General features: G+C 37.3%; 11 protein-coding genes. 7 read left to right on the top strand and 4 right to left on the bottom strand.

The window, feature by feature from the left end; translation table 11 throughout:
* Positions 1 to 102: 102 nt before the first annotated feature.
* On the bottom strand, positions 103 to 663 hold the full coding sequence (locus Q360_RS0117970) for a sigma-70 family RNA polymerase sigma factor (RefSeq protein WP_027078312.1): 561 nt from the start codon (positions 661 to 663) through the stop codon (positions 103 to 105).
* Between the two features lie 119 nt (positions 664 to 782).
* Between Q360_RS0117970 and Q360_RS0117975 the strand changes: the two genes are divergently transcribed.
* Positions 783 to 1142 carry a rhodanese-like domain-containing protein gene (locus Q360_RS0117975; protein ID WP_027078313.1) on the top strand — a complete coding sequence of 120 codons (360 nt, stop codon included), beginning with the start codon at positions 783 to 785 and terminating at the stop codon, positions 1140 to 1142.
* 1465 nt (positions 1143 to 2607) lie between these two features.
* Here Q360_RS0117975 and Q360_RS0117990 read toward each other — a convergent pair.
* From Q360_RS0117990 to Q360_RS0118000, 3 genes are all read right to left on the bottom strand, one after another.
* A complete protein-coding gene (locus tag Q360_RS0117990) occupies positions 2608 to 4632 on the bottom strand; it encodes a M3 family metallopeptidase (protein WP_027078314.1) in 2025 nt (674 codons plus the stop codon).
* Positions 4633 to 4750: 118 nt separating this feature from the next.
* Positions 4751 to 5242 carry a 5-(carboxyamino)imidazole ribonucleotide mutase gene (purE, locus tag Q360_RS0117995; protein WP_027078315.1) on the bottom strand — a complete coding sequence of 164 codons (492 nt, stop codon included), beginning with the start codon at positions 5240 to 5242 and terminating at the stop codon, positions 4751 to 4753.
* Positions 5243 to 5244: 2 nt separating this feature from the next.
* Positions 5245 to 6399 (bottom strand): 5-(carboxyamino)imidazole ribonucleotide synthase, encoded by a 1155-nt coding sequence (locus Q360_RS0118000; protein WP_027078316.1) that lies wholly within the window; start codon positions 6397 to 6399, stop codon positions 5245 to 5247.
* A gap of 136 nt (positions 6400 to 6535) precedes the next feature.
* Here Q360_RS0118000 and Q360_RS25440 point away from each other — a divergent pair, with 136 nt between their 5' ends.
* From Q360_RS25440 to Q360_RS0118030, 6 genes are all read left to right on the top strand, one after another.
* Complete coding sequence (locus Q360_RS25440) at positions 6536 to 7642, top strand: adenylate kinase (RefSeq protein ID WP_084273500.1); 1107 nt, start codon at positions 6536 to 6538, stop codon at positions 7640 to 7642.
* Positions 7643 to 7800: 158 nt separating this feature from the next.
* Positions 7801 to 7947, top strand: a complete 147-nt coding sequence (locus tag Q360_RS25945; protein WP_156950165.1) for a hypothetical protein — start codon at positions 7801 to 7803, stop codon at positions 7945 to 7947.
* Positions 7948 to 8044: 97 nt separating this feature from the next.
* Positions 8045 to 9046 carry a GTPase ObgE gene (obgE, locus tag Q360_RS0118015; protein ID WP_027078318.1) on the top strand — a complete coding sequence of 334 codons (1002 nt, stop codon included), beginning with the start codon at positions 8045 to 8047 and terminating at the stop codon, positions 9044 to 9046.
* Positions 9047 to 9067: 21 nt separating this feature from the next.
* On the top strand, positions 9068 to 9778 hold the full coding sequence (locus Q360_RS0118020; protein WP_027078319.1) for an ion transporter: 711 nt from the start codon (positions 9068 to 9070) through the stop codon (positions 9776 to 9778).
* 31 nt (positions 9779 to 9809) lie between these two features.
* Positions 9810 to 10316: a DUF4136 domain-containing protein gene (locus Q360_RS0118025; protein ID WP_027078320.1), complete on the top strand. Its 507-nt coding sequence runs from the start codon at positions 9810 to 9812 to the stop codon at positions 10314 to 10316.
* A 420-nt stretch (positions 10317 to 10736) separates the two neighbouring features.
* Positions 10737 to 12785 (top strand): M13 family metallopeptidase, encoded by a 2049-nt coding sequence (locus tag Q360_RS0118030; protein WP_027078321.1) that lies wholly within the window; start codon positions 10737 to 10739, stop codon positions 12783 to 12785.
* Positions 12786 to 12856: the final 71 nt, after the last annotated feature.

Genomic DNA, 12856 nt, shown 5'->3' on the forward strand with positions numbered 1-12856 from the left:
TTTTACATATAAAGAGATGGAAACGTAGCTTTACTATTTCTAAAAAAGTAGCTTCCCTATACTGGGCTTTATTGCAAATTATGGCTGCTTTGTCACAAGAATTCATAGTTGAAACCAGTTTTGGTTAAGACATCCCATCAGCGCGGTTCTTGCTCTGTGTACCATGACCCAAAGGTTAGACGGATTGATGTCTAGTTCATTACAAATATCTTCCGTGCTAATGCCTTCAATTGTTTTCATAGTAAAAACTTGTGACTGCTTTTTTGGTAATTTGGAGATACATTCCTGAATGGCCAGTCCCAATTCCTCATTTTCCATTACACTATTTTCCAGTGTGCTATATGGATCAGCTACTTGTTCTTCCATCCAGTCGCCTTCGGCATCACTTGCGGAACTGTAGTTCATGCGAACTTCTGCTTTCCCTTTTTTGGAATTCGTTTTTCGATAATGATCAATGACCTTTCTTTTCAGGATGGCTATTAACCAAGTGCGTTCTGCGGCATCTCCCTTATAGTTTTTAGCAGATTTTAGTCCGGCTAAAAAGGTTTCAGAAACCAAATCTTTGGCAACTTCGGAATCACTCACTCTACCCACGGCAAAGTTGAAAAGATAATCTGCATAGCTATCTACCCAGAGGTCAGGTTGTAGTTGGTGTTGTATCATTGGTGTTTTGTCCTTTTCAAAAATAACGGAAATACTGGTAACATCCTTGATTATTTTCATTGTATTGCAGGTATCCCGTGATGGTTATTATTTGTTATTTTTGTAAAAACCTTCAGTATATGAAACAGCTTCAGATAATTGTATTTTTTCTACTATTAGTTAATTTTGGTTGTGGTCAAGCCAAATCAAAACATATAAATGAGTTTTTAGAAAACCACCCGAAAGATGTTGTTTTGGTAGATGTGAGAACACCTGAAGAATTTAAGCAAGGACACTTGCACAATGCACAAAATATTAGTTTGTTCGATGTTGATTTTGAAAATAAATTTTCAGTGATAAATAAGGACGAAACTATTTATGTGTATTGTAAGGCGGGCGGTAGAAGTGCCAAAGCCCAAGAAAAATTACTATCCCTGGGCTATAAAAAAGTAATCAACTTAGAAGGTGGCTACGATGTTGTATTGGCTGAAAAGAATTGATTTAAGCGCAATCCTCTCCTAAGACTTTGGTCACCATCGGAAAACCAAATTGAAATCCTACATTCAAAAGTTTCATGAGAAACACATTTCTACTTTTATATTGAGTTCGGTTTCAGTTCGTATGACTACAGCGCTTATTTCTAAAATTTATTTAGGGCAGGTAGTCCAAATCCGAAGCTTGCCGCTTCCCATACCTTTTGCATAAGTTGTGCGTTAGTAGTAGGTTTTTTGATGCTAATATTTTTTGAACTTTTTAGTGAAGGTTCTTTTATGATATTTTTAATAAAACGGACAAAATATCAACATGTATCCAACTGAATTTTTACTGCTCTTTTTCATGCTTTCCTCCCACACCTGATTTTGCATCGTCCGATATTACACATTCTCTTAATTTTAAACTGAACACGATAGGTGCCGAAAAAATGAAGGAATGGAGTCAGGAAAATGGTCCGATTAATGCGTCACTGGTTCTCGAAGATAGAATTTTACAGACGGTCACTATGAATATTTTATTGGTAGATGGTTTTGAAAAAAGCAGGTAAAGGCGTTACGCAAAAAATTAAATAAAGCCAAGATAGAGAAAGGATGACAGCACTATTTAGTTGTAAATAAAAACTTTGCCATAGTTAAGGACAATGCCGACAATAAGAATACCTATTCTATAGTACGTATTCAGATGTTGATGCTTTTGTGGAAAGAGAGAAGACGGTACCAGATGCTAAGTACCCATTTGTTTATAATTCCTTGTTAATAGTCGGTAGTTTTTATGGTTACGAGTATGACGGTACTTCAGAATCGCTTTGTATGCTGTAAGGAAGTAGGGTTGGCGTAAAATCTATTTTAATGGAAATTAGTGAAGAGCAAAGTATACTTGCCTTATTTGAGGCGGAAGATATAGCAAATGCTTTTAAGAAAAATCGCTTGGTAGTGGAGTTAACCTACCGTGATAAAATTGACATTTGAGATATCGAATTCATTAATACCGGATAGGTTCAACGAAATATCGCCCTCTGAAATTTCAGCGCCATCAAATACTGCAACTGTAAAATTTAGAGTAAGGTCAGTTTCATAATCCAGTTTCAACCCAACACCAATACCTAGTTCTCCTGTTGTTTCGTTATTCAGGATGTTTTGGGTAGATTCTAGGGTGTAGCTAAGCTCGCCGTTATTGCTATCGGATGCTTGTACGCCTCCAATTACGGTTCCTGTTGGATCGTGTTTAGTGATTCGGAATTGTTAGCTCGTAATGCTTGGGGCATTATTTGTCATTTCTTCGTTTACCTCTTTAGAATCGGTACTGCAGGTAACAGCCAAAAAAGCGAATAGGGGTAATGCTATTTTTTATCTAGTTATTGTATATTGCTCTAGCGACTCTAAAACAAAGGTTTAGTTGACTAAAATAGACCACAAACCGATACCCTAAATCTTGTGGTTGTGAACTACTAAAAATAGGTTGTGAATGCGCCTATTTTTCTAAAAGCCCCGCTCTTTCAAGTAGTGCCTCCACCTTAGGTTCCGCTCCGCGAAATCTTTTATACAGGACCATAGGGTTTTCAGTACCCCCTTTGGATAGCACATGTTCCTTGAATTTCGTAGCGACTTCTTTATTAAAAATTCCTTTTTCTTTAAAATAGGCAAAGGCATCCGCATCTAATACTTCTGCCCATTTGTAACTATAGTAGCCAGAGGAATAACCGCCTTGAAAAATATGAGCGAAAGCCGTACTCATGCAGGTTTCTGGTGTGTCTGGATACAAATTAGATCCAGCAAAGGCTTTTGTTTCGTATGCTTTAACATCGTTAATACTTGTGGGGTCCGTACCATGCCAAGACATATCTAAAAGTCCGAAACTGAGTTGCCTTAATGTTTGCATACCTTCTTGAAAGGTGGCAGATTTCTTTATTTTTTGGATTAATTCCATAGGAATCACTTCTCCTGTTTCGTAATGCTTTGCAAACAATTCTAAAGCTTCTTTTTCGTAGCACCAGTTTTCCATAACCTGACTCGGTAGTTCCACAAAATCCCAATAGACTGATGTTCCGGATAGACTAGGGTAGGTCGTGTTTGCTAACATACCATGTAAGCCGTGTCCGAATTCGTGGAACAAAGTGGTGACCTCATTAAAGGTTAAAAGTGATGGCTTTGTAGCTGTAGAAGGCGTGAAATTACAAACGTTAGATATATGCGGACGTACATTTTCGCCATCTTTTTTCCATTGCGATTTAAACGAAGTCATCCAAGCGCCACCACGTTTTCCTGCACGAGGATGGAAATCGGCATAAAAGATAGAAATGAAATTCTTTTCTAAATCATATACACGGTATGTTTTAACTTCCTCATGGTATTTGTCGATATCGGAAACTTCTTCAAACTGCAAGCCAAAAAGCTTTTTGGCTACTTCGAAAACACCGTCAATAACATTTTCTAATTTAAAAAAGGGTTTCAGTTGTTCATCATCCAAATTGAATAATTCCTGCTTTAGTTTTTCAGAATAATAACTGCTGTCCCATTTCTGAAGCTGATCAATACCATCTAAATCTTTTGCAAATTTTTCTAATTGTTTGAATTCCCGTTCCGCTGCGGGTTTTGCCTTTTCCAGAAGTTCGTTTAGGAACGAATAGACTTTCTCAGGAGTTTCTGCCATGCGTTCTTCCAAAACAAAATGTGCATGGGTTTTATACCCTAATAGGTTGGCTCGTTCGTGGCGTAATTTCGCAATTTTTAGCACGCTTTCTTGGTTGTCTAGTTTATCTCCTTTAAAGGATTTACTACCGAAAGCCATAGATAGTTCTTTCCGTAACGCCCTATTCTGCGCATATTTCATAAAAGGAATATAGCTGGGGTAATCCAAGGTCAATAACCAACCCGTTTCTTTACCTTTCGATTTTGCTAACTGCGTAGCAGCTTCCTTAGCGCCTTCAGGTAAGCCGTATAAGTCATTTTCATTAGTGATGTGCTTTTCATATCTGTTCGTTTCTGCTAGAATATTTTCCCCAAATTGTAATTTCAGTTTTGAAGCTTCCGCATCTATTTCCCGTAGGCGCTTCTTTTTGTCTTTGGATAAATTTGCTCCGTTGCGACTAAAGCTTTTGTAATGTTTTTCAAGTAGGGTATTTTGTTCCACAGATAGCTGTAACCTATCCTTTTGCTCGTAAACGGATTTTATCCTTTTGAATAATTCCTCATTCAATGTAACATCATTGCCAAATTCTGAAAGTAGGGGAGAAACTTCCTGTGCTATTTTTTGAATTTCTTCATTGGTTTCCGCCGAGTTTAAATTAAAAAATACGCTTGAAATCCGATCTAATTGTTGACCAGAAAACTCTATGGTTTCAATGGTGTTCTCAAAACTGGGCGCTGCTATGTTAACAGTAATGGCGTCAATTTCTTGTCTTGCAGCTTCAATAGTTTGTAAAAAGGCAGGTTTAAAATGCTCATTTTTGATTTTTGAAAAGGGTGCCGTATCAAAAGGTGTAAGTAGTGGATTCATAAAGGGATAATTAGTTTATTTTAAGGAATTTGTTTCAAGTTTATAGTCTTTCGAGTCAATTTCAAATAAAATAGCTGCAGTGGCTTAAAATTATTCTACTATTTCTGCTAACTGAAAACTATTGTTTGCCGTTAACTGATTTCGCTCCATCAATTACCTTTTGTTTCAAGCCTTCCTTGTAAAGAATAATTTTATCTAGAACACATTTGTCAGCGCTTCCGATAATTTGTGCTGCAAGAATACCTGCATTTTTTGCACCGTTTAAGGCAACGGTCGCAACAGGAACTCCACCAGGCATTTGAAGAATGGAGAGTATAGAATCCCATCCATCTATAGAATTACTGCTTTTTACAGGAACACCGATTACGGGCAAAGGCGACATAGAGGCTACCATACCTGGTAAATGTGCAGCACCACCTGCACCTGCGATAATAACAGAATAGCCATTGGTGTGTGCATTCTTACTAAAATCAAAAAGTTTTTCTGGTGTGCGGTGTGCAGAAACAATGTCCACATCCACTTCAATATCAAAACCTTTTAAGATATCAATGGCATCTTGCATTACGGGTAGGTCGCTAGTGCTTCCCATTACTACGGCTACTTTGCTCATAATTATTTACTGATTACTTTTATCGTTTCTTTTACTTGTTGTGCAACCCTTCTTGCAGTATCAACATCTTCATTCACAATGGTTACGTGTCCCATTTTACGAAAAGGCCGTGTTTGTTTTTTTCCATAGATGTGAGGCGTAACTCCATCCATAGCCATTATTTTTTCTATGTTTTCATAAACAACTTCTCCGGTATAGCCTTCGGCCCCAACTAAGTTTACCATGATGCCTGCGACTTTGCTTGCCGTATTTCCAAGGGGTAAATCTAGTATGGCACGAATATGCTGCTCAAATTGGTTGGTGTAACTAGCTTCTATACTGTAATGTCCACTATTGTGTGGTCTTGGTGCTACTTCATTGACCAATATTTGGTCATCCTTTGTTTGGAACATCTCTACGGCCAAAATACCTATATGGTCAATTTTTTCAGAAACCTGTAACGCTATTTTCTGTGCTTTTTTAGCGACAGCGTCATCAATTCTAGCTGGGCAAATCACATACTCCACTTGATTGGCTTCTGGGTGAAATTCCATTTCCACTGCAGGGTAGGTTACTACGTGTCCACTTGGGTTTCTGACTACGATTACAGCCAATTCATTTTTAAACGGAATCATTTTTTCGGCGATACATTCTCCAGGAGGTAAACCTTTTAGATCTGCCATGGTACGCACTACTTTTACACCCTGACCGTCATAACCAAATTGAGCTGCTTTCCATACAAATGGAAACTCTAATCCGCCATTCTTGATACTATCTTCAATTTCGCTCGCGTAGGCGAATCTCGCAAATTCTGCCGTAGGAATGCCGTTATCGGTGTAAAAATGCTTTTGTCTTGCCTTGTTTTGTATGATGCGTAGCGCTTTGGATTGTGGGTAAACTTTTACGCCTTCGTTTTCTAGCCGTTCTAAGGCATCAAGGTTTATGTTTTCGATTTCGATGGTCAGGACATCTACTAATTTACCAAAGTTGTATACTGTATCAAAATCCATTAAGCTTCCCAAAATAAATTCATCACAGGCTATCTTACATGGGGCTTCGTTTGAGGTCTCCAAAACTTTAGTGTGAATGTCAAATTTACGCGTCTCATAGAGCATCATTTTGCCCAATTGTCCGCCTCCTAAAATACCCAACTTAAAATCCGACGAAAAATAGTCCATAAGGTAATTGAGTTTTTAGATTAGAAATATGCTTTGTTTCCCACAAAAATACGGTTAAATCTCAGAATCCGTTTCGCTACTGTCTAAAAACACGGGTCAAAATGCTATATTTGCCAACTTAAATACAGGCTTAAAATTGATACAGTTACACGATAAATTTTTCAAACCTTTCATTAGTGAAAAGGAAATACAGCAAGCAGTAAAGCGCATTGCCGATGCTGTTGCTTTGGATTACAAAGACCAAACACCCATTTTTGTAGGTGTGCTTAACGGCTCTTTTATGTTTGTAGCTGATTTTTTAAAAGCCTACCAGTATCCGTGCGAAGTATCGTTTGTGAAATTAAGTTCTTACCATGGGTTAACCTCCACTGGTATTGTGGAAACACTTTTAGATTTGCCGGATAATATAGGAGGTCGTAGCGTAATTATCCTCGAGGATATAATAGACACAGGTCGCACATTAAAGGAACTGGTGCATTTATTTTCGAATACCAATGTAAAGGAATTTAAGATAGCTAGCCTTTTCTATAAATCAGAAGTCTATAATGGAGAATATGCCATAGATTATTTTGGACTTAAAATACCAGACCGATTTATCGTCGGTTACGGTTTAGATTATAACGAACTGGGCAGAAATTTAAAGGAAGTATACCAATTAAACCAAAAGCATATGATTAACCTTGTATTATTCGGAAAACCCGGTGCCGGAAAAGGTACACAAGCGGAATTTTTGAAAGAAAAATATAATTTGAAACATATTTCTACAGGAGATTTATTTCGTTACAATATGAAGAATAATACGGAATTGGGACAACTAGCCAAGTCGTATATAAATAAAGGTGATTTGGTACCTGATGAGGTCACAATTAAAATGTTACAAGATGATGTAGAGAAGAATCCTGATGCAAGCGGATTCATTTTTGATGGCTTCCCCAGAACAACGGCTCAAGCCAAGGCTTTAGATACGTTTCTTACAACAAAGGGAATGAAAATAGACGCGACCATTGCATTAGAAGCCAATGATGAAATTCTGATTCAACGTCTTTTAGAAAGAGGAAAGGTAAGTGGTAGAGCAGATGATCAGGATGAGGATAAGATTCGTAATCGTTTTGATGAGTACAATCAGAAGACTGCACCATTGAAGGATTTTTATGAGGAACAGGGCAAGTTTCACAGTGTAAATGGAATAGGAGCTATCGATGAAATTACGATGCGATTGGGAAAGGTAATAGAAGAACTATAATCATTTTGTGAAATCTGTATTTAGAACGTATGATTTCTGTTCAAGCAACAATTACGCTTGCCTACATCATAAAATAGAAGATTGCAAATAGTTGTGTTATGATTTACACGCTATTGATTTATTCAGATTTAGAATTGAAAGCGTAAAACCTTGAAAAAATGCGAGAAGAAGTAATAGGCCCAAAAGTTGCTTTAAGAGGATGTTTGACCGTGGGTGGTTTTGTATTGCTTGTCTTCATTTTGGTGTCTATTGGCTATTTGATTTACGTATTTTATCTAGACGATTCCCTACCTCAAAACTACTAATGCGCTTATTCGAGGATAGATACCTATTTACCCTTGTGTTTTCTGTATTTTTGCACCAATTATTACGGCATTCTGCCAACAAACTAAAGCGAACTTCATGACCGAAGGTAATTTTGTAGACTATGTAAAGGTGTTTTTAAACTCTGGAAAAGGAGGTAAAGGTTCGGTGCATTTACACAGGGAAAAATTCATAACCAAAGGAGGCCCTGATGGTGGCGATGGAGGTCGTGGGGGACATATTATTCTAAGAGGTAATCAAAATCTTTGGACCCTAATTAATTTTAAGTTTAAAAAGCACTTTAAGTCTGGCCACGGAGGCCACGGGAGTAAGAATAGAAGTTCTGGTGCAGATGGCGAAGATGTTTATCTAGATGTTCCATTAGGTACCATTGTTAAAGATGGGGAAACCCAAGAGATTGTAGTGGAAATAACGGAGCATGGAGAAGAGAAAATACTTCTTGAAGGTGGTATGGGTGGTCGTGGTAACTGGCACTTTAGGTCATCTACCAATCAGACGCCAAGATATGCCCAACCCGGCGTAGACGGTCTGGAAAAGGATTTTATTTTTGAACTTAAAGTATTGGCAGATGTGGGTCTTGTAGGTTTTCCAAATGCAGGTAAATCTACCTTGCTTTCCGTAATAACTTCCGCAAAGCCGAAAATTGCAGATTATGAATTTACGACGCTAAAACCCAATCTTGGTATTGTAGAATACAGGGATTTTAAGAGCTTTGTGATGGCAGATATTCCTGGTATCATAGAAGGTGCAGCAGAAGGAAGAGGGTTAGGGCATTATTTTTTAAGACACATAGAACGTAACTCCACCTTGTTGTTTTTAATTCCTGCAGATAGTAAGGACATTAGCAAAGAATATGAGATTCTCTTAGACGAGCTAAGAAGGTATAATCCTGAACTGTTGGATAAGGAACGACTCATAGCCATTTCTAAAAGCGATATGCTAGATGATGAGTTAATGGATGAGATGCGCACAGAGCTAGAGGTCGAGTTAGATAACGTGCCTTTTATGTTTATTTCTTCTGTAGCTCAGATGGGTATATTAGAGCTGAAAGATAGACTTTGGAATATGCTTAGCACCTAAGTGTTGAAATAACATGATACTATGAGGCAGTATTTGAAAAGTATTGTTGAGCTGAACGATAACCCCAAGAGCCGAATCTTCGCTTATGTGATTCAAGGCTTAATTTTGGTGTCTATTATTTCATTTTCTTATGAGACCGTCCCGGATTTAGAACCAAATACAAGAAAACTACTTCGGATAATTGAAATCTTTTGTGTTGTGGTTTTTACGCTCGAGTATATCTTACGCATTTATTGCTCGAATAACAAAAGAAAATTTATTTTCAGTTTTTTCGGGATTATAGATTTCTTAGCAATACTTCCTTTTTATTTGGCCTTGGGCGTAGATTTAAGATCCTTACGTGCCTTACGATTTTTGCGTTTGTTTCGTATTTTTAAGCTCATGCGGTATAACCGTGCCTTAGCCCACTTTTCTAGGGCCATTAATAGGGCGAAGGAGGAGATTTTATTATTCCTGTTCGTTACGCTAATACTTATTTATTTTTCTGCCGTAGGTATTTATTACTTTGAAAATACAGCGCAACCCAATCATTTTTCTTCTATTTTTGATAGTCTTTGGTGGGCTATTATTACCTTGACTACAGTAGGATACGGAGATGTGTATCCCATCACCGTAGGGGGTAAAGTATTTACATTTTTCATATTGATGATTGGTCTTGGAATTGTCGCTATCCCTACCGGAATCATATCCTCTGCGCTTACAAAATCGGTAGACAGTAAAGAGGAAGATTGATTTTTATGTAACTTGGGTTTAAATCTTTAGTATGAAATACATTGGCTTTATATTTTTAATACTGATTATTGCCTCCTGTGGAGCGACTAGGGTACATTATGATTATGATGAAGCTGTTGATTTTTCGGCCTATTCTACCTTTGGCTATTATTCGGATATGGACACAGGTCTTAGCCAGTTAGACGAAAAAAGGCTTATGAATGCTATGGACGCTACCTTACAATCTAAGGGGTTTTTGTTTTCTGAGGAACCGGATATGTTCGTAAACGTACAAAGCGCTATTCTCAGAGGTCAATCGGGTAACTCCGTTGGCGTAGGTCTTGGCGGTGGTGGTGGTGGAATAGCTGTTGGCCTTCCTGTAGGAGGTCCAAAACTGTTGCGGGAACTAACTATAGACTTTGTAGATGTCAAAAGAGATGTATTGCTATGGCAAGCTCTAAGCGAAAGCCCATTTAAGGAGGGTGATACCCCAATGGTAAAGCAGCAGAAAATGAAGGAGTTGATTACAAAAATATTTGAGAAATATCCACCCAAGTAACGAAAATAATATTTCTTCTTATTTTGAGTGTAGCTGCATCCTTAAGTCCATCTAGTTTGTTTTTAATGCTAGCAATAACAGTTTAATTCCAGTTTTTAAATTCACCTAAAGCATTCTATTTTACGGATACTACAATGAAATTCGTTATTATTAATGTTTTATAATTAACTATGAGTTATTTGCCGTTCGCCAACCACTCTCTGCTCGCCGTCATATTTCACCTTGCCACCCAAGAGTTCTCTTGTAGTTTTACACCATAATCAAAAAGCAGGATTTTTATTTTGAACTTGATTCGTTTATAAAATTATAAAACATACATTTAGAGTGGAATTAGTTTGTAGTGTTTAAACGTCTAAAGTTTTGTACTAAAAAGAGAAAAATCGTCATATCTTAAAATTGATAATTAACTTAAATTAAAAAATGAAAGCAATTTATTTTTTAGCAACTAGTTTAGTTGTTTTGGCATCTTGTAAAGAACAACCCAAAGCTACGCCAGAAATAGAGAAAATACCGGGTATCGTGTTGGCAAACATGGATACTACCATCAGTCCTAAAGCAGACTTTTACAATTATGTGAATGGTAATTGGATGAAGATCACAGAAATACCAGATGATAGAACCAGCTGGGGAGGCTTCAGCGTATTGCGTAAGACTACTGATGATGATGTGTTGAAAATATTAGCAATTGCAAAAGAAAGTGGTAATTATGCGCCAGATACAGATCAGGCTAAAGCCCTAGCTATATTTGATACGAAATTGGATAGTGCAGCAAGAAATATGGCCGGTATAACGCCGATAAAACCTGTTTTAGCAGCCATTTCTGCTGTTAAAAACTTAAATGACTTACAAACAATTTTAGCTAAAAATCCGGCAGTTTCATCTCCATTTTTAAATATTGGAGCTGGTGCAGATTTAAATAATAGCAGCATGAATGTTGTATATATGGGGGCTAATGGATTGGGGCTGCCAGACCGTGATTTTTACTTAGATCAGGATGAAAAGTCTATAGAAATACGAGAAGAGTATAAAAAACATATTTCTAAAATGTTGCAAAAATTGGGTGATACTGAAGAGGAAGCGCTTAAAGCTGCCAATCGTATCTTGGTAATGGAAACTCAGCTTGCTGAGCCTAAATTGAATAAGGTAGAACGTAGAGATGCTAGAAATTATAACAACCCAAGATCTATTGCACAAGTGGACGCAATAATGTCTACTATGGATATGGAAAAATTTATTTCTGATTTGGGTATCACTAAAAAGTTTGATACACTTTTAGTAACACAATTAAGATTTACAGAGGCTTTAGATACTTTTTTGAAAGAAACTTCGATTGAAGATGTAAAGACTTTAGTGAGATGGGATACCTTTAATAGCGCGGCGCGTAAACTATCTACAGATATTGAAACCGCTAATTGGGAGTTTTACAGTAAATACCTTCGAGGAGCAAAAGAACAGCGTCCGGCAAATGAACGTGCATTAGGAACCGTAAATGGCGCTGTTGGTGAAGCTTTAGGGCAATTATATGTAGATGCTAAATTTCCACCCGAAGCAAAGGCAAAGGCAGAAAAAATGATAGCCAATATTATTGAGGCTTATAAGGAACGAATTGCTAAGTTAGACTGGATGGGAGAGGACACCAAAAAGAAGGCCATCGAAAAGCTAGATAAGTTCACGGTTAAAATTGCCTATCCAGATAAATGGGAAGATTATTCTTCAATGAATGTTTCTAGTGATAAAACGTATTTTGAAAATATGACCGCTGTAGGCAAGTGGGATCAATTAAAGAATTATTCAGAAATAGGTGAGCCTGTAGATAAAACTGAATGGGGTATGTCACCTCAAACAGTAAACGCGTATTTCAATGCGCAAAATAATGAGATTGTTTTCCCTGCTGCTATTTTACAACCTCCTTTTTATAATTATACTGCAGATGAGGCAGTAAATTATGGAGGCATAGGAGCTGTTATTGGACATGAAATTTCTCATGCTTTTGATGACAGTGGCGCACGTTTTGATGCAGAGGGAAATCTTAATAATTGGTGGACAGAAGATGATTTAAAAGCATTTACAGAAAGAGGTGATGCTTTAGCCCTGCAGTATGATAGCGTTTCTGTACTAACCGATGTATATGTAAACGGAAAATTTACACTAGGTGAAAATATTGGTGACCTAGGGGGAGTCTTAGGTGCCTATGACGGTCTTCAAAAATATTATGAAGAAAACGGGCGACCAGAAAATATAGACGGGTTTACTCCAGAACAAAGGTTTTTTATGTCATGGGCTACAGCTTTTAGGGTTAAAAGTAGAGATGAAGCCCTGAGAACGCAAATTAAAACAGATCCTCATTCTCCAGGTATGGTAAGAGCTACACAACCCTTATTAAATGTTCAAGCATTCTATGATGCTTTTGGTATTGTAGAAGGGGATAAAATGTATTTAGTCCCGGAAAAAAGAGTGCAAATCTGGTAGTAAATTCAGTTTTTGATTAAGGAGCTTGTTTAAAATATTTTTTTGAACAAGCTCTTTTTTATTACTTATAA

This window comes from Maribacter antarcticus DSM 21422 (assembly GCF_000621125.1).
GTDB classification, from domain to species: Bacteria; Bacteroidota; Bacteroidia; order Flavobacteriales; family Flavobacteriaceae; genus Maribacter; species Maribacter antarcticus.

What these genes read in the sequence shown, in the direction of transcription:
- purE (WP_027078315.1), bottom strand. Translation starts at nt 5,242, where the DNA reads ATGAGCAAAGTAGCCGTAGTAATGGGAAGCACTAGCGACCTACCCGTA.
- Q360_RS0118025 (WP_027078320.1), top strand. Translation starts at nt 9,810, where the DNA reads ATGAAATACATTGGCTTTATATTTTTAATACTGATTATTGCCTCCTGT.
- Q360_RS25945 (WP_156950165.1), top strand. Translation starts at nt 7,801, where the DNA reads ATGCGAGAAGAAGTAATAGGCCCAAAAGTTGCTTTAAGAGGATGTTTG.
- Q360_RS0118020 (WP_027078319.1), top strand. Translation starts at nt 9,068, where the DNA reads ATGAGGCAGTATTTGAAAAGTATTGTTGAGCTGAACGATAACCCCAAG.
- obgE (WP_027078318.1), top strand. Translation starts at nt 8,045, where the DNA reads ATGACCGAAGGTAATTTTGTAGACTATGTAAAGGTGTTTTTAAACTCT.
- Q360_RS0117970 (WP_027078312.1), bottom strand. Translation starts at nt 663, where the DNA reads ATGATACAACACCAACTACAACCTGACCTCTGGGTAGATAGCTATGCA.
- Q360_RS0117990 (WP_027078314.1), bottom strand. Translation starts at nt 4,632, where the DNA reads ATGAATCCACTACTTACACCTTTTGATACGGCACCCTTTTCAAAAATC.
- Q360_RS0117975 (WP_027078313.1), top strand. Translation starts at nt 783, where the DNA reads ATGAAACAGCTTCAGATAATTGTATTTTTTCTACTATTAGTTAATTTT.
- Q360_RS0118000 (WP_027078316.1), bottom strand. Translation starts at nt 6,399, where the DNA reads ATGGACTATTTTTCGTCGGATTTTAAGTTGGGTATTTTAGGAGGCGGA.
- Q360_RS0118030 (WP_027078321.1), top strand. Translation starts at nt 10,737, where the DNA reads ATGAAAGCAATTTATTTTTTAGCAACTAGTTTAGTTGTTTTGGCATCT.